The 16,856-nt window shown below is 67.0% G+C and carries 17 protein-coding genes; 8 read left to right on the top strand and 9 right to left on the bottom strand.

Features of this window, described 5'->3' with window-relative positions; all coding sequences use genetic code 11:
• Positions 1–702 (top strand): phosphocholine cytidylyltransferase family protein, encoded by a 702-nt coding sequence (locus ASE89_RS05170; protein ID WP_056674636.1) that lies wholly within the window; start codon positions 1–3, stop codon positions 700–702.
• Between the two features lie 16 nt (positions 703–718).
• On the opposite strand, the gene ASE89_RS05165 is transcribed toward ASE89_RS05170, so the two are convergent.
• Positions 719–1,987 carry a M24 family metallopeptidase gene (locus tag ASE89_RS05165; protein ID WP_056674634.1) on the bottom strand — a complete coding sequence of 423 codons (1,269 nt, stop codon included), beginning with the start codon at positions 1,985–1,987 and terminating at the stop codon, positions 719–721.
• A 72-nt stretch (positions 1,988–2,059) separates the two neighbouring features.
• On the opposite strand from ASE89_RS05165, the gene ASE89_RS05160 reads away from it, so the two are divergent.
• A complete protein-coding gene (locus ASE89_RS05160) occupies positions 2,060–3,397 on the top strand; it encodes a dicarboxylate/amino acid:cation symporter (protein ID WP_056674632.1) in 1,338 nt (445 codons plus the stop codon).
• A 56-nt stretch (positions 3,398–3,453) separates the two neighbouring features.
• On the opposite strand, the gene ASE89_RS05155 is transcribed toward ASE89_RS05160, so the two are convergent.
• From ASE89_RS05155 to ASE89_RS05130, 6 genes are all read right to left on the bottom strand, one after another.
• A complete protein-coding gene (locus ASE89_RS05155; RefSeq protein ID WP_056674631.1) occupies positions 3,454–4,089 on the bottom strand; it encodes a glutathione S-transferase family protein in 636 nt (211 codons plus the stop codon).
• Entirely contained in the window at positions 4,086–4,943 is an 858-nt protein-coding gene (locus ASE89_RS05150) for a class I SAM-dependent methyltransferase (RefSeq protein WP_056674629.1), read from the bottom strand. The genes ASE89_RS05155 and ASE89_RS05150 overlap by 4 nt, the downstream gene beginning before the upstream one ends.
• 259 nt (positions 4,944–5,202) lie before the next feature.
• The gene (gene recA, locus ASE89_RS05145) at positions 5,203–6,276 is read right to left on the bottom strand and encodes a recombinase RecA (RefSeq protein ID WP_031396669.1); all 1,074 of its coding nucleotides are present in this window, start codon (positions 6,274–6,276) and stop codon (positions 5,203–5,205) included.
• 313 nt (positions 6,277–6,589) lie between these two features.
• A complete protein-coding gene (locus ASE89_RS05140) occupies positions 6,590–7,447 on the bottom strand; it encodes a 4-(cytidine 5'-diphospho)-2-C-methyl-D-erythritol kinase (RefSeq protein WP_056674627.1) in 858 nt (285 codons plus the stop codon).
• Positions 7,448–7,467: 20 nt separating this feature from the next.
• Complete coding sequence (locus tag ASE89_RS05135) at positions 7,468–8,925, bottom strand: tetratricopeptide repeat protein (RefSeq protein ID WP_056674621.1); 1,458 nt, start codon at positions 8,923–8,925, stop codon at positions 7,468–7,470.
• A complete protein-coding gene (locus ASE89_RS05130) occupies positions 8,897–10,558 on the bottom strand; it encodes an electron transfer flavoprotein-ubiquinone oxidoreductase (RefSeq protein WP_056675381.1) in 1,662 nt (553 codons plus the stop codon). Before ASE89_RS05130 ends, ASE89_RS05135 begins: the two co-directional genes overlap by 29 nt.
• A gap of 150 nt (positions 10,559–10,708) precedes the next feature.
• Here ASE89_RS05130 and ASE89_RS05125 point away from each other — a divergent pair, with 150 nt between their 5' ends.
• The 4 genes from ASE89_RS05125 to ASE89_RS05110 all read left to right on the top strand — a co-directional run bounded on the left by ASE89_RS05125 (position 10,709) and on the right by ASE89_RS05110 (position 14,385).
• Positions 10,709–11,476 carry a uracil-DNA glycosylase gene (locus tag ASE89_RS05125; RefSeq protein WP_056674620.1) on the top strand — a complete coding sequence of 256 codons (768 nt, stop codon included), beginning with the start codon at positions 10,709–10,711 and terminating at the stop codon, positions 11,474–11,476.
• On the top strand, positions 11,473–13,344 hold the full coding sequence (locus tag ASE89_RS05120) for a lytic transglycosylase domain-containing protein (protein ID WP_056674618.1): 1,872 nt from the start codon (positions 11,473–11,475) through the stop codon (positions 13,342–13,344). Before ASE89_RS05125 ends, ASE89_RS05120 begins: the two co-directional genes overlap by 4 nt.
• Before the next feature lie 6 nt (positions 13,345–13,350).
• Positions 13,351–13,878: a molybdenum cofactor biosynthesis protein B gene (moaB, locus tag ASE89_RS05115; protein WP_056674616.1), complete on the top strand. Its 528-nt coding sequence runs from the start codon at positions 13,351–13,353 to the stop codon at positions 13,876–13,878.
• Positions 13,879–14,100: 222 nt separating this feature from the next.
• Positions 14,101–14,385 carry a hypothetical protein gene (locus tag ASE89_RS05110; protein ID WP_056674614.1) on the top strand — a complete coding sequence of 95 codons (285 nt, stop codon included), beginning with the start codon at positions 14,101–14,103 and terminating at the stop codon, positions 14,383–14,385.
• 9 nt (positions 14,386–14,394) lie between these two features.
• Here the strand turns inward: ASE89_RS05110 and ASE89_RS05105 are convergent, their stop codons facing one another.
• Positions 14,395–14,577 (bottom strand): hypothetical protein, encoded by a 183-nt coding sequence (locus ASE89_RS05105; RefSeq protein WP_031394581.1) that lies wholly within the window; start codon positions 14,575–14,577, stop codon positions 14,395–14,397.
• Positions 14,578–14,728: 151 nt separating this feature from the next.
• On the opposite strand from ASE89_RS05105, the gene ASE89_RS05100 reads away from it, so the two are divergent.
• Positions 14,729–15,451 (top strand): outer membrane protein, encoded by a 723-nt coding sequence (locus ASE89_RS05100; RefSeq protein WP_056674612.1) that lies wholly within the window; start codon positions 14,729–14,731, stop codon positions 15,449–15,451.
• 82 nt (positions 15,452–15,533) lie between these two features.
• Entirely contained in the window at positions 15,534–16,604 is a 1,071-nt protein-coding gene (locus ASE89_RS05095; protein WP_056674610.1) for a PA0069 family radical SAM protein, read from the top strand.
• A 31-nt stretch (positions 16,605–16,635) separates the two neighbouring features.
• Here ASE89_RS05095 and ASE89_RS20195 read toward each other — a convergent pair whose 3' ends face one another.
• On the bottom strand, positions 16,636–16,791 hold the full coding sequence (locus tag ASE89_RS20195) for a hypothetical protein (RefSeq protein WP_156360324.1): 156 nt from the start codon (positions 16,789–16,791) through the stop codon (positions 16,636–16,638).
• Positions 16,792–16,856: the final 65 nt, after the last annotated feature.

The following is a 16,856-nucleotide window of genomic DNA, read 5'->3' as shown; positions in this document are numbered from 1 at the left end:
ATGATCGAGACGGCTGTCATCCTCGCCGCCGGGGAGGGCAGCCGTCTTCGCGCCTCGGCGCCCTACAAGCCACTCTGCCCGGTCGCCGGCCGCCCCCTCATCGCGCATGCGCTCGAGGGTCTTGCGGTAGCAGGGCTCAAGCGTGCGATCGTCACGCTGAGCTATGGCCGCGACGCGATCGAGGCCTATCTCGCCAGCCGCAGCTGGCCGCTCCATGTCGAAACCGTCCTTGCGGATCACCGCGAGCCCAATGGCGTATCGGTGCTTGCCGCCACCGACGCGCTGGCCGGTGAGGACGCGGTTCTCGCGATGTGCGACCACCTCGTCCTCCCCGCGCTGTATCGCCGCATGGCCGCCGCCGGATCGGGCAACGGGCTTCAGCTCGGCATCGACCGCCGGCTCGGCCATCCCTGGGTCGACCCCGAAGACGTCACGTGTGTCGCGACCAACGGGCCGGCGATTGTGGCGATCGGCAAGGGTCTCGAACCGCATGACGCCTATGACACGGGCGTTTTCGCGATCTCGCCGCGCCTCGGCGCCGCGCTCGCCACGCTGGCGAGTCCCTCGCTGACCGAAGGCGTCCGCATGCTCGCCGCGCAGGACCGTGCCGAGACCATCGACTGCAGCGATATCGACTGGATCGACGTCGACGACGCAGCCGCCCTCGCACATGCCGAACGCTGGATGAGCCAGGCCGCCTGAACAGGCCCCGGGCTCGTCAGCCCAGCGGGCGGTCGAGCGATGTGGGCGGCACGCTGAACCAGCTCGGCCCCGCTTCGGTCATGTGGAAGCAATCCTCGATCCGGATGCCATAGCGCCCGGGGATGTAGATGCCGGGCTCGTCGCTGAAACACATGCCCGCCGCGAGTTTCGTCGCCTCGCCCCGCACCAGATTGACCGGTTCGTGCCCGTCCATGCCGATCCCGTGCCCCGTCCGATGCGACAGCCCGGGCAGCTTATAGCCCGGACCATAGCCCAGCGCCTGGTAATGCTGCCGCACCGCATCGTCGACGCTGCCCGCGGTCGCGCCGATCCGCGCGGCGGCAAACGCGATCTGCTGACCGCGGATCGCCTGGTCCCAGGTCTTGCGCTGGTCGGCGGTAGCCGATCCGTGAACCCAGGTGCGCGAGACGTCGGATTGATAGCCCTGCACGGTGCACCCGCAATCCATCAGCACGACCTGCCCGTCCGCAACGCGGTGGATCTCCCGGCTGCCATGCGGATAGGCCGAGGCTTCGCCGACCAGCGCCATCGAGAATTCGGGCGCCCCGCCGAGCTTCCGGGTCGCGGCCGTCATCAGCGCGCCGATCTCGGGACCGGTCATGCCCGTCTCGACGCGCGCATGCGTCCAGCGATAGGCGGCGAGCGTGACGTCCGTCGCCGTCTGCATCAGTGCGATCTCGGCAGGCGTCTTGATCATCCGACAGCCGCGCACGACCGGGTTGGCGGATACGACCCGCGCCTCCGGTACCAGCCGACGCAGCGCGTCGACGGCGAAGAAGCGCATCGTCTCCTCGATCGCGATCGGCCGCGCGATCAGCCGGCGATCGCGCAGGAAGCCCGCCACCACCGCAAGCGGGTTCTGATCCTCCTGCCAGACGCGAACCTCCGCCGGCACCGCGAGCGTCTCGCGCACCGACGGCTCCTCGAAAAACGGCGTGACGATACAGGGCTGCCCCTCGACCGGCAGGATCGCGGCGGTCAGCCGCTCGCTCCGGCTCCAGCGGACACCGGTGAAGTAGAGCATCGACGATCCCGGCTCGATCAGGACCGCGCCGATCCCTGCCGCCTTCATCAGCGCCTGGGCACGCACCAGTCGGGCGGCGCGCTCGTCCGCATCGATCGGCTTGGCACCCCCCGTGAGATCGGACAGCGCCGCCAGGTCGGGCTCGGCCGCGCGCAGCACCGCGCCGATCGACAGCAGCGGGAGCGCGGCGGCGGCACCGAGGAGCGTGCGCCTGGTGGGTAATTCGGGAGAGATTGCCATGTCGGGACGATAGGGTCCTTGACCCGGGCGCCGCAATCCCCTTCCCTCCTGCGCGAGTTTCGGGAGCGTTTAATGGCCAAGCGGCTAACCTATTATATCCTGTTCGGGCTGGTCGCCGGCATGGCCGTCGGCTGGATCCTCAACGCGTCGATCGACGACGGCAGCGCGCAATCCGCCGCGCAGCTGAAGGACATTGCCGGCTATTTCTCGATCGTCACGTCGCTGTTCCTGCGGCTGATCAAGATGATCATCGCGCCCTTGGTCTTCTCGACGCTGGTCGTCGGCATCGCGCATATGGGCGATACCGGGGCGCTCGGCCGCGTCGGCCTGCGCAGCCTCGGCTGGTTCATCTGCGCGAGCCTGTTGTCGCTGACGCTCGGCATGATCCTGGTGAACGTGCTGCAGCCCGGCGTCGGCCTCGCGCTCGCCATCCCGCCGGCGACCGCGTCGAGCGGCGTCGACCGAGCCGCCTTCGATCTCGCCAAATTCATCACCCATATCGTTCCCGACTCGATGATCTCGGCGATGGCGAGCAACGAGATCCTTCAGATCGTCGTCTTCTCGGTGTTCGTCGGCGTCGCGATCACCGCGGTCGGCGAAAAGGCCGCCCCGCTCGTCAAGGCGATCGAGGCGCTCGTCGCGGTCATGCTGCAGATCACGAATTACGTGATGCGGTTCGCGCCATTCGCGGTGTTCGCCGCGGTGACCGCGACGCTCGCCGAACGCGGCCCGAGCATTCTCGGCGATCTCGGCTATTTCATGCTGACCTTCTATCTCGGGCTGGGGCTGCTCTGGCTGATGCTGATCGGCATCGCCTTCCTGCTCATCGGCCCGCGGACGCGGCTGCTGGTGCGCTATATCCGCGACCCGCTGATCCTCGCCTTCTCGGCCGCGTCGTCGGAGGCTGCCTATCCGCGCACGCTCGAGGCGCTCGACCGGTTCGGCGTGCCGCCGCGGATCGCCAGCTTCGTGTTGCCGCTCGGCTATTCGTTCAATCTCGACGGGTCGATGATGTACATGACGTTCGCGTCGCTGTTCATCGCGCAGGCCTACGGAATCGACATGCCGATCGGGCAGCAGATCGCCATGCTGCTCGTGCTGATGGTCACGTCGAAGGGCATTGCCGGCGTGCCACGTGCCTCGCTGGTGGTGATCGCCGGGACGCTGTCGATGTTCAAGATCCCGGAGGCCGGCATCCTGCTCATCCTCGCAGTCGATCACTTCCTCGACATGGGCCGATCGGCGACCAACGTCATCGGCAATGCGGTCGCCGCGACCGTGGTCGCAAAGTGGGAGGGCGGGCTCGACGAGCGCGAACCCGCCGACCGCGACCCGCCGCATGCACCGACCGGGCATGGCCCGAAGGTGAATGTCGACAGCTATGAGAAGATCAAGCCTGGCCAGGCCTGAGCGGCACGGGACGTCAGGAGGCGATCGGCCTGCCCGCCTCTTGGCGTGTGCCCGGGTCAGGCATAGGCATAGGGGCCGCCCTTTTGCAGGCCCGCCTGATAGGCCGGTCGCGCATGAACCTTGCCGAGCCAGGCGATCGTCGCGGGGCGTGATTCGTCGAGCCCCGCACGGCTGCGCGCCGCCTCGAGCGGAAAGCTCATCATGATGTCCGCCGCGGTCATCTGGTCGCCCGCAAACCAGGGACGCTTGGACAGTTCGGCCTCAACATAATCGAGATGGACATCGATCATCGGCTGAATGCGCTTCAGCGCGATCTTCCCCATCACCGGGATCCTCGCGAGCACCAGCTTGAGCAACAGCGGCGGCATCATCGAGCCTTCGGCATAATGCAGCCAGAACCGATAGCGCAGCGCATCTGCGCGCTTGGCGGGGGCCCCAAGCCGACCGTCCGCCTTGTCGACGAGATACTCGACGATCGCGCCCGTCTCCGCCACGACCCGGCCACCCTCAACATCGCGATCCTCGATCACCGGCGACTTGCCGAGCGGATGGACCGCCTTCAGTTCCGGGGGTGCGAGCATCGTCTTCGGATCGCGCGCATAGCGCTTGATCTCATAGGGCAGCCCAAGTTCCTCGAGCATCCACAGGATCCGCTGCGATCGCGAGTTTTCGAGATGGTGGACGGTGATCATGGCAGGCTCCCTTGGCTGTAGCGCGCCCTGTGTGCCGTCCATATCCAGGCGGCGGCCGGAAATTCGACCGCATCCCCGGCCAGACGATCGACACAGGCGCTGGTCAGACGCGCCAGCGCCTGTTCGCGTTCCGCGCCGTGCGTGTCGCGGATCCGCGACGCCGCGGGACCGATCCGGCTGAGATAGTCGATCGCGTCCGCCACCGGATCCGCGCCGCCTCCCGCGCGATAGCCGAAGTCGACACGCAGTGGTGTCGTCGCGCTCCAACCGGCCTGCTTCAGCATCTCCGCGACATAGGCCGGATCGGCAAAGGCAAAGGGCCCCGGCGTGGTCATGGCCCCCGTCGGTCCGGATGCGTCATCCGCACCCGCGACAGTTTCCACCGCCCAGCGATTGGCTGCACGCTCGGCAAAGCACGAAAAGACGAGCGCGGCGCCGGGGGCGGCGGCCTCAGCGAGCTGGGCAAAGGCCGCCACCGGATCGGCGAAAAACATGACCCCATGCCGCGAGACATAGAGATCGATCGGCGCATGCGTCTCGACGCCCGCCGCGACGTCGGCGCAGTGGAACGCGACATTGGTCAGATGTCCGGCGCGGTGGTTCGCCACTGCGATCAGCTTCGGGGAGAGATCGATGCCGATCACTTGCCCGTCCGGCAGCGCCTGCGCGCTGGCCAGCGACGTGGCGCCGGCGCCGCAACCGATATCGACAACAGTACGAGTCTGCGGGCCTGCCGCCGCAAGGATCGCGGCGTTCAGTACGGGCGCAAGCCCCTCGAAGCTGCGGTCGGTACGGCGCCATTCCGTGGCCCAGGTGTCGCCGACGCGTCCGGTCCAGTCTCGATCACTGGTCATGATTGGCCATATCGCATGGTCGAACTCCCGTCTGTGCGCACAAGATCAGCTCTTGTGGCGCGTTTGACGCAAGTCGTGAAGCATATGCCCGCTAGGGCTCACTGGATTTCCGGACGATCGCCCAACACGCGTCCCGCTGCGGCCCATCAGCTCAACCAGGCGAGACGAAACTCGCCCGACCCATCAGCCCTGGACGCTGCCTCGCCCTGTCACAGGACGCGGAGCCCTTCCCTGCGAGGAAAAGGGCTCCGCCCCTTACTCAGGCGTCGTCTTCGGCGTCGGGACCGACCATCATTTCCTCGGCAACCTTGTCGGTGCGCGCGCGGATCTGCTTTTCGAGACGATCGGCGGTCTCGGGATTGTCCTTGAGGAAGGTCTTCGAATTCTCGCGACCCTGACCGAGCCGTACGCTGTCATAGCTGAACCACGCACCCGATTTCTCGACGAGCCCGGCCTTCACGCCGAGATCGAGGATCTCGCCGAGCTTGGAGACGCCCTGCCCGTACATGATGTCGAATTCGACCTGCTTGAACGGCGGCGCAACCTTGTTCTTGACGACCTTCACGCGCGTCTGGTTGCCGGTGACCTCGTCGCCCGCCTTGACCGCACCGATGCGGCGAATGTCGAGACGGACCGAAGCGTAGAACTTCAGCGCGTTGCCACCCGTCGTCGTCTCCGGGTTGCCGTACATGACGCCGATCTTCATGCGGAGCTGGTTGATGAAGATCACCATGCAACGCGACCGGCTGATCGAACCGGTCAGCTTGCGAAGGCTCTGCGACATCAGGCGCGCCTGAAGCCCGACATGGCTGTCGCCCATCTCGCCCTCGATTTCAGCGCGCGGCACGAGGGCTGCGACCGAATCGACAACGAGCACGTCGATCGCGTTCGAGCGGACCAGCGTGTCGACGATCTCGAGCGCCTGCTCACCGGTGTCCGGCTGCGACACGATCAGCTCGTCGATGTTGACGCCAAGCTTCTTGGCATAGACCGGGTCGAGCGCATGCTCGGCGTCGACGAACGCGGCGGTGCCGCCATTCTTCTGCGCTTCGGCAATGACGTGGAGTGCGAGCGTGGTCTTGCCCGAGCTTTCCGGACCGTAGATCTCGATCACGCGGCCGCGCGGCAGGCCGCCGACGCCGAGCGCGATGTCGAGCCCGAGCGAGCCGGTCGAGATCACCTCGACCTGCATCGTCTCCTTCGAGCCCAGACGCATCGCCGAGCCCTTGCCGAACGCGCGGTCGATCTGCGCGAGTGCGGCATCGAGCGCCTTTTGCCGGTCGTTGGTTGCTGTTGCCATGCCGGTGTCGATCACTTTCAGATTAGCGGCCATCGATAAGCTCCCATCGCTAAAGCAAGCGCGCGTGCCATTCAACGCGTCAAACGCCATGTATTGCTTTTGTTCTCACGGAACAAGTGCGGAACATCGGGGAATGTGAAAAAGGGCGGCCGCCTTTCGGTGACCGCCCTCCCATCATGGGTCCGCTTCGGCGTCTTGAGAGAAACCTTGGGCCGGTCGGCAAACCATGGCGCCGATCCGGTAGTGGACAGCCCGATTTGACGCTTCCGACCGGTGCGATGCAATCGATTTTACAGCGTCCGGAGTCCCAAAGCCGAACAGTTTCAACGCGGCATTTAACCCGCGTTCAGCGCAGCGTGCACGCCAGCGTCCACCAACCCTGCACACCAGCATCCGCCGCCGCGGAATCACGGGCCGCGATGCTGTCGAACAGCGCAAAGCAGGTCGCCCCCGATCCCGACATGCGCGCGAGCAGCACGCCCGGCGCCGCATCCAGCAACGCGCGGACGCGGGCAATCTCCGGCGCGATCGCGCAGGCCGGCGCCTCGAGGTCGTTCCGCCCGGCAATCGCGCGTTCGAGCAGCGGCCCCTCGCCGAGCGGCCCGCGGTCGATCCCGTCCCACGCGCCAAATACCGCCGCGGTCGACACCGCCACGCCCGGATTGACGCACAGCAACGGCGTTCCCGCCAGCCCGTCTACCGCGACTAGCGTATCGCCGCGCCCGGTTCCGAACGTCGTCCGGTTGACGAGGCACGCGGGCACGTCCGCACCCAGTCGGGCGGCAATGTCGTGAAGAGCCGGATCCTGCACCGCGACGCCGTACAGCCGCGCCAGCGCGCGCAGCGTCGCCGCGGCATCGGCGGATCCGCCACCGATCCCCGATGCGATCGGCAGCCGCTTGTCGAGCGTGATCGCGTGGTGCGCGGCGATCCCGAACGTCGCGACGAACGCGTCCGCTGCGGCCGTCACGAGGTTGCCGTCCCACGGCGCCGCGTCCGTGTCCCCTGCTTGCGGGCGCAAGGCCGCTGCGAACGGCCCGATGATGGCAAAGCTGTCAGCGTCCGCCGTGCGCACCGTGACGACGTCGCCATGCTCGGCAAAGGCGAACAGCGTCTCGAGTTCACGATAGCCGTCCGCGCGGCGGTGACGCACATGCAGCGCGAGATTGATCTTGGCAGGTGCGGTTTCGGTCGTCGTCGGCATCGGGGTCTCGGGATCAGGAGTCAACGGCGCGCAGCGATCGGCAGGCCGGTGTCGATCTTCGCGGCGATGCGCGCGCGCTCCTCGGCATCGCCGGTGACGATCGCGGCCTGCCACGCATAGCGCGCCTCGTAGCGTCGGCCCATGCTCCAATAGGCATCACCGAGATGATCGCCGATTTCGGCATTGGTCGGCTCCGCCTGCGCGGCACGCTCGAGCAACGGCAGCGCGCGTCGCGTATCGCCGGCGCGGTGATAGGCCCAGCCGAGCGAGTCGGTGACGGACGGATTGGCGGGATCGAGCCGGCTCGCCCGCTCGAGCAGGCGAATCGAACCCGCGATGTCGTCGCCATGCTCGACCTGCGCGAATCCCAGATAATTGAGCGCGAGCGGTTGCGTCGGGGCGAGGGCAACCGCCTTGCGGAGCGCGATGCGCGCCTCGGGCCAGCGCCCCGCCTGATCGAGCGCCCCGCCATATTGCAGCCACGCCCCCCAGCCGCCGCGCGCGCCCGCCGGCGCGCCGTGATCCGCCGCCAGAACCCGGCCATACCACTGCGCCGCCGCCGCCGCATCGCCGGTCGTCAGCAACAGGTCGGCATAACGCTGCCAGTCACCGGCGACCGCCTCCTGCCGCTCGGCGCGTGTCCTCGCGATGGCCAGCGCCGCCTCGTCACGGCCGGCGACCGACAGGATTTCGAGACGCTTGGCGATCGCCGCCTCTGCGGACGGCGACGTGCCATCGACCCTGTCGAGCACCGCCAGCGCCCGGTCGACCCGGTCGCTATGCGCAAGCGCGTCGGCAAGGACGATTCGCGCGGGGGCATAATCGGGATCGGCCTCCACCGCAGCCTGGGCGAGCGCGATTGCTAGCGGCGACGGCGCCCCTGCGATGAGGTCCCCCGCCAAACCCGCGAGTGTCTGTGCGACGGCAAGGCCGAGTGGCTGGCGCGCGGGGGCGGCAGCGATGCGCTTACGCGTCTCGGCGGCGAACCGGCGCGCGACCGGATCCTCGCCCGCGGTGGCCAGCGCCGCGCCCGGGTCACGATGCTCGGCACGCGCCACCCACGCGTTCAGCGATGGTGCGAGCACCACCAGCGGGCCCTTGCCGAGCGTGGCGATCGCCGTCCGGGTCGCCCGGGTGTCGCCCTTGCGCGCGGCGGCGGCGAGCAGGAACAGTGCGGCGTCCGCGGGCGCGACCCCTGCTTTCGCCAGCACCCCCGCCGCGCGCGCGACGAGCGGCATGTCGCCCGCCTCAATCGCTTCGCCGTAGGCGCGGATCGCGATGACCGGATCGTCGGGCGCCGCCGCCAATGCCCTGGCGTACTGGTCCGCGGCAATCATCACCCTCCCGTCGGCGTCGGCGGCGCGCGCCTTGAGATAGGCAGAGAGACCGCCGGTGTCGGCCAGCGCCGCCGTCGGGTCGGTCAGCAGGCCGATCGCCAGCAGGGCATGCTTACATATTGGGATAGTTGGGGCCTCCACCGCCCTCGGGCACGACCCAGTTGATGTTCTGCGTCGGGTCCTTGATGTCGCAGGTCTTGCAGTGGACGCAGTTCTGCGCGTTGATCACGAACTTCGGATCGCCCGTCTCTTCGCCCACCACCTCGTAAACGCCGGCGGGGCAATAGCGTTGCGCGGGCTCGTCGTACATCGGCAGGTTGTAGGCGATCGGCACCGCCGGGTCCTTCAGCGTCAGGTGGATCGGCTGGTCCTCCTCGTGATTGGTGTTCGAGATGAACACCGACGACAGCCGGTCGAACGTCAGCACGCCGTCCGCCTTGGGATAGACGATCGGCTTGACCAGATCCTTGCGCCACAGGCTTTCGTGATCGGGATGATGGTGCATCGTGAACGGCACCTTCAGACCCCAATGTTCGAGCCACATCGTCACACCGGCAAGCCCGGACCCGAGCATGTCGCCGAACTTCTTGACCAGCGGCACGACGTTGCGGACGACCGACAGCTCCTTCTTCACCCAGCTGCGCTCGAACGCCTCCGGATAGGCGGCGAGTTCGTCATGCCCGCGCTGCGACACGATCGCCTCGACCGCAGCCTCGGCCGCCATCATGCCCGACTTCATCGCGGTGTGCGTGCCCTTGATCCGCGGCACGTTGAGGAAGCCGGCGCTGTCGCCGATCAGTGCGGCACCCGGCATCACCAGCTTCGGAATCGACTGCAGCCCGCCGTCGCTGATCGCGCGTGCGCCATAGCTGACACGCTTGGCGCCCTTCAGCAGCGCCGCGATCTCGGGATGCGTCTTCCAGCGCTGCATCTCGTGGAACGGCGAGAGATGCGGATTGGTGTAGTTCAGCCAGGTGACGAAGCCGATCGAGACCTGGCCATTGGCCTGGTGATAGATCCAGCCGCCGCCGTTCGACCCGTCGGTTTCGCTGAGCGGCCAGCCCTGCGTATGGATGACGCGGCCGGGCGAGTGGAGCGCGGGATCGATGTCCCACAACTCCTTGATACCGAGACCATAGACCTGCGGGTCGCTGTCCTTGGCGAGATCGAACTTCGCGATCAGCTGCTTGGTCAGGTGACCGCGGCAGCCTTCGGAAAAGAAGGTGTATTTGGCGTGGAGTTCGAGCCCCGGAGTATAATCGCCCTTGTGCGTGCCGTCGCGCGCGACGCCCATGTCGCCGGTCGCGACGCCCTTCACCGATCCGTCGTCGTTGAACAGGATCTCGGCGGCCGCGAAGCCGGGGAAGATCTCGACGCCGAGCTCCTCCGCTTTGCCCGCCATCCAGCGGCACAGATTGCCGAGGCTGCCGGTATAGGTGCCCTTGTTGTGCATGAACGACGGCGTGACGAAGTGCGGCATCTCGCTCTTCTTCGTCTTGCTGAGGATCCAGTGATGATTCTCCGTCACCGGCACCTCGGCCAGCGGACAGCCATCCTCGCGCCAGTCGGGCAGCAGCTCGTCGAGGCTCTTGGGATCGATGACCGCGCCCGACAGGATGTGCGCGCCGACCTCGGATCCCTTTTCGAGCACGCAGACCGAGATGTCCGCGTCCTTCTCGGCCGCCAGCTGTTTCAGCCGGATCGCTGCCGAAAGCCCCGCCGGACCTGCGCCGACGATCACTACGTCGTAGGGCATCGATTCACGTGTCGTCATCATCGTCTCCCGGGGGATGGTCCCTGTCTGCCCGGCTTCCCGCCCCTCCCGTTCGTTCGGGCTCGGGCCGGCACCGTCTTGTCCGTGTCGTGTCTATTTAGGCGATTGCGCGAGTTGACCGCCACGTCAACCACGCAGCATAGGAGACATATGGGGGCGGATCAGATCATCGACTGGCGCAACGCCGCGGTCAGCGTGCTCGACTGGTGGCACGATGCCGGTGTCGACATGCTCGTCGACGACGCCCCGCGCGACTGGTTCGCGGCACCCGAACCGCTGGTTATCGCGCCGCCGGCGCCCGCCGGCGTGCCCGTCGCGCCGCCGGTGGCGGTCGCCACGATGCCGCTGTCGCTGACCGAATTCCTGACCTGGCGGACCGGCGCGGACGTGCCCGAGGCACGCTGGAACGGTATTTCGCTGGCGGCCGAGGGGCCTGCTGACGCTACGGTCATGGTGCTTGCCGACTGCCCCGATCGCGACGACGGCACGGACAATGGCGGCGCCGGACAATTGCTGAGCGGTGCATCGGGTCGCCTGCTCGACCGCATGCTCGCCGCGATCGGGCTGACCCGGTCGGAGGTCCATGTCGCCGCGGTCTGCGCCAAGCGCCCGACCGCGGGTCGCATCCAGCGCGAAGTCGAAGACCGGCTGGCGGAAATCGCCAAGCATCACATCGAACTTGTTGCGCCCAAGCGGTTGCTTCTGCTCGGCAATGCGGCGAGCCGTGCCATCCTCGGGATGGAATTGCAGGCGGCGCGGGGACGTTTACATGGAATTAGCCATAAGGTCGGAGAAGCAGGCGTGCTCGCCAGCTTTCACCCGCGCTTTCTGATCGAGAAGCCGGCGGCCAAGGCAGAAGCCTGGAAGGATTTGCAGATGTTGATGGGGGGCCAGATGTCTCAGGAGACGCGGGCATGACCCGCACGCTCGCAATCCTGCTCGGTTGTGCGGCATTGCCGCTTCCCGCTCTGGCGACACCGATCGCCGACAGCGGTACGGGCGATGCCCGACTCGTCGCCGGTGCACCGACCGCTGAACAGATTCCCGATCAGCTCGATCCGGCGCAGCGTGACGCCTATCGCGCGGTCTTCGGCGCGATCCGCGACGGCAAATGGACCGATGCGCAGATCCAGCTCGATACCATGAAGCCCGGCCCGCTCCACGCAATCGCGCGCGCCGAGATGTACGTCGCCAAGGGATCGCCAAGGATCGAGATGGCGCCGCTCGTCGCGCTGCTGAACGAGGCCCCCGAGCTGCCAGAGGCGGAACAGATTGCACGCCTCGCCGCGGTCCGCGGTGCGGTCGATCTGCCTCCCCTGCCCGTCGCGCAGCGTTTGATCTGGCAGGACGGCGCACCGCGTCGGGTGCGCGCGAAGAGCCTCAAAGGCGATATGATCGCCGCCGACCTCGCGCTGAAGATGCAGCCTTACGTCAAGGCGGACATGGGCCGCGAGGCACAGTCGCTACTCGACAGCACGCCCGGGCTCACGCCCGAGACGCTGACCGAATGGCAGCAGAAGATCGCGTGGATTTATTTCCTCCAGGGTGACGACGCCAATGCGCGCGTGATGGCCGCCAAGGGCCAGGACGGTGTCGGCGAATGGGCGGTCCAGGCCCGCTGGGTCGGCGCGCTGGCTGCGTGGCGACAGAATGACTGTGCCAACGCCGGCACGGGGTTCGAAGGCGTCGCGGCGCGCGCGGGCGATGTCGACCTGCGCGCGGCGGCGCTTTACTGGGCGTCGCGCGCCGACATGGTCTGCGCACGTCCCGACAAGATCCAGGGTCGGCTGAAGGCCGCGGCGCAGTTCGGCGAAAGCTTCTACGGACAGCTCGCACGCCAGCAGCTCGCGATGGCCGATCCCGCGCGGGTCGGCGGCAGCGGTCCTGGCGGCGTGGTCGCGCGCGACTGGAAGGTCGTCGAGAAGCGCCCCAATGTCCGGGTCGCAGCCGCGCTCGTCGAGGTCGGCGAGACCGAACTGGCCGACACCGTCATCCGCCAGCAGGCGAAGATCGGCGATCCCCGCGAATTCCGCAATCTCGTCCGGGTCGCAGAGGCGCTCAGCCTGCCCGCGACGACCGTCTGGCTCGCGCACAACTGTCCGCAAGGGATCACCACCGCGGCCGAGGCGCGCTATCCGACGCCGAACTGGACGCCCGACAGCGGCTGGCACATCGACAAGGCGCTGGTCTACGCGCACACGCTCGAGGAGTCCCGCTTCCGCAACACGGTACGCAGCCCCGCGGGCGCTTACGGCCTGATGCAGATCATGCCAGCAGCGGCGACCGACTTTGCGCGCGAACGCGGCACGTCGATCGATCTCAAGGCGCTGACCAAGCCGTCGACCAACATGGACATCGGCCAGCGGCATCTCGAACGGCTGCGCGACATGGCCGGCGTTACCGGCGGGCTGCTGCCCAAGGTGATCGCAGCCTATAATGCGGGCCCGCGCCCGGTCGGCGACTGGAACGCGATCGTCCACGATAATGGCGATCCGCTGCTGTATATCGAAAGCATCCCTTATTGGGAGACGCGCGGCTACGTCACCACCGTGCTGCGCAACTACTGGATGTACGAGGCGCAGGGTGGGCGGAAGGCCTCGACCAGCCGCAACGCACTGGCACAGGGCATGTGGCCGCGTTTCCCCGGCCTGCCCGGCGCGACCGCGATCCGCATGAACGCCCGGCCGAATGCGCGCGCGAGCGCGAGCCTCACCGCGCATCAGCCGATGATCGCGGTCAACGCCAGCGTCGGTGCGCAATCCTCCACCGTCACACGCGCGGACTGATCTTTTATGCCAATCGACGAAAGCCGGACCTTCCTGCCGGTCCGGATCGCCGTGCTGACGGTGTCCGACACGCGCGGGCTGGCCGAGGATCGCTCGGGCGATACGCTCGTCGCGCGGCTGGCAGAGGCAGGGCATGTGCTCGCCGACCGCCGGATCGAGAAGGATGACGTCGAGACGATCGTCGCCCGCCTCCACGCCTGGATCGATGATCCGGCGGTCGACTGCGTCATCACCACGGGCGGCACCGGCGTCACCGGCCGCGACGTGACGCCCGAGGCGGTCGAGCGCATTGCCGAAAAGATGATCCCCGGGTTCGGCGAGCTGTTCCGGATGCTCAGCTACAAGACGATCGGCACGTCGACGGTGCAGTCACGGGCCTGTGCCTGTGTCGCGCACGGCACCTATATCTTCGCGCTGCCGGGTTCGACCGGCGCGGTGAAGGACGGGTGGGACGGGATCCTGCGCGATCAGCTCGACAGCCGTCACCGCCCCTGCAACTTCGTCGAACTGATGCCGCGCCTGCTCGAGCGCTGACCGCGCACGTCGACGGGCCATGTTTCGGTATCGCTTCCCAACTGATGGCGTGATTTCCGTTGAGCGTAGTTCGCGCTGATCGCCGCTGCGAGCAAAAAAGACGAGGTTTTAGAGCGCAGAAGCGAAGTGTCTTAGTGTAGTAGTCAACTGGCACGCCAGATGCATTGGTCTTCATGCTGCCCCCGGGCGGCTCGACCTCATCTTCTGGAAGGACACACCGTCATGCCCGCTCTACCAACCACGCGCACGCTCGGCCGCACCGTTGCCCTCATCACGATCGCTATTGCCACGGCCGTCAGCCCGACGATCGCGAACGCCGCACCGCGGGGAAGCGCGACACAGGCCCAGATGACGACGCTGAAATATGATGCGAAGTCGCGCAAATATTGCCTGACCGAACCCGCAGTCACCGGCACCCGCATCGACCGGATCACCTGCCGCACCGCATCCGCCTGGGCCGCGTCGGGCCTCGACATGCCGAAGGAGGTGATCCTCGCCCAGAAATGATCGTGGCGTTCAGCCTCTCGCGGCGTGGATCAGATCGACGAGCTGCTTGTTGATCGCCGCGCCGTGGAGGTGAAGATGCACCGCGTCATACCCCTCGCGGCGCAATCGCTGGCGCAGGCCATTGACCGAATCGCACTCACCCGACCGCGCCAGTTCGAAGGCCCGCTCCACCGTCGTCAGATTCTCTGCCATGCCCCGCTCTACGCGCAAAACCGCCGCGCGACCATCCGCGGCGCCTTACCCGGCCTGCCGCGCTTCCGGTTAACGTCCTGTCAGCATTCCCGCGCGATACCAGGCCCGTACCGCCCGTCGACGACGGCGGCGGTAAGGGGGAAGTATCAGCATGCGTAAAATCTACCTGCTCGCGCTCGTCGCAGCCGGGACCGCCACCACGCCGGTCGTGGCGCAATCGTCCGACGGCCGGACCTATGACGGCCGCGCCTATGACCGATTCGACCGCGATTCGCGCGGCAATCCGGCGAGCCAGGTCTCGGGCCTGCGGGTCGAACCCCGGATCGGCTATGAACGCGTCATTTCCGAGCTGAACGTCGACACGGCGGACGACTCGGCAAGCGTCCGCGTCGGCAAGAGCGGCGTCACCTATGGCGGCGAGGTCGGCTATGACGCGCAGGTCAATGTCAGCGCGGTGCTCGGCGTCTATGCCGGTCTCGAAGGGTCGACCGCAAAGGAGTGCGAGAACGACATCGTGAGCGTGGGCGATCGCACCTGCATCGCCGCGAACCGCAACATCACCGTTGGCGCCCGCGGCGGCTATCTCCTGTCCCCGACGACGCTTCTGTATGTGAAGGGTGGCTTTTCGAGTGGCCGGTTGCGCCTGAGCAACCGCAACGCGACGGTTGAGGAAAACAACGTCGCGGGGTCCGACTTGCTCAGCGGCTTCCACGCGGGTGCTGGTATCCAGACCGCGTTCTCGTCGCGCTTCTACGGCAAGCTCGAGTACGTCTACACCGATTATAACGGCTATGAGGCGAACGACGGCACGACCAAGACCAGCCTCGATTTCAGCCGCCACCAGGCGATCGCGGGGTTCGGCGTCAGGTTCTGAACGCGCATGACGACATCGGGCGGCGTCGGGGAAGCCGCCCGTTTGTTCTTTCTTCGTTCCCCGCCCGATGTTAGTATCGGGCATGACCAGACCCCGTCCGGTACGCGGTGCGACGCTGAACGGCGAAAGCACGCGCTTCAACCTTCCGCAGACCGAAGCGGACGGCGACTGGCTTGATGCGCGCGATACGATCGACGGTGCTGCCCCCCGATTGCGGACGACCGTCACGGTCGAGCGGGCCAGGACGATCATCAGTCGCAATGCGTCGCCCGACATCCCCTTCGACCGTTCGATCAATCCCTATCGCGGTTGCGAGCATGGCTGCATCTACTGCTTTGCCAGGCCGAGCCACGCGTTTCACGATCTGTCGCCCGGGCTCGATTTCGAAAGCCGGCTGTTCGCCAAACCCGACGCCGCCGCGCTGCTCCGGGCCGAACTGGCGAAACCGGGGTACAGCGCACGGCCGATGGCGCTGGGGACCAACACCGATCCCTACCAACCGATCGAAGCCGACTGGCGGATCACACGCGGCATCATCGAGGTGCTGGCCGAGACCAACCACCCGCTGACGATCACGACCAAGTCGGATCGCGTCATCCGCGATCTCGACCTGCTCGCCCCGATGGCGGCAAAGGGTCTGGCCGCGGTCGCGATGTCGATCACCTCGCTCGATCCTAAGATTGCGGCAACGCTCGAACCCCGCGCGCCGCATCCCGAGCGACGGCTTGCGGCGGTCAGCGCGCTCGCGGCGGCGGGCGTGCCGGTCTATGTCTCGATCGCGCCGGTGATCCCTGCGATCACCGATCACGAAATCGAGCATCTGATCGCGCGCGCCGCGCAGGCCGGTGCGCGTTTTGCTTTCTTCATCCCGGTCCGGCTGCCCTGGGAGGTCGCGCCGCTGTTCCGGGCATGGCTGGACGCGCATTTTCCCGATCGCGCCAGCAAGGTCATGGCGACGATCCAGTCGATCCGCGGCGGACGCGACAATGATCCGGGATTCGGCAGCCGGATGAAGGGGCAAGGGCCCTGGGCGGACTTGCTGAAGACCAGGTTCGACATCGCCGTGCGCAAGCACGGGCTGAACGCGGAACGGGTCGGACTGCGGTGTGACCTGTTCCGCGCGCCACAGGGGCCGCAGGGGGAGTTATTCTGATCCAGGCCCGGGCCGGTTACGGCCCCTGCGATCAGATCAGGCGCAGCGCCTGATCCAGTTGCTCGCGATAATATCGTTCGAGGTCGCGGTGCATCTGCGCGACCGCGGGGTTCGGTGCGATGCGCGCGAGTACGGCCTGGTCGTCCATGAAGCGTTCGAGCTTGGCTGGTCGCACCGGAAATTCCATCCGCCGATCCTGCGCTCAACTCATTACCAGTGTATATCCATAATGCGTCGAAAACAGATCAATCT

The sequence above is a fragment of the Sphingomonas sp. Leaf30 genome (genome assembly GCF_001422525.1).
Taxonomy (GTDB): Bacteria; Pseudomonadota; Alphaproteobacteria; order Sphingomonadales; family Sphingomonadaceae; genus Sphingomonas; species Sphingomonas aerolata.
Note: the sequence above shows the minus strand (reverse complement) of the source record. Positions and strands in the feature narration are given on the sequence as shown.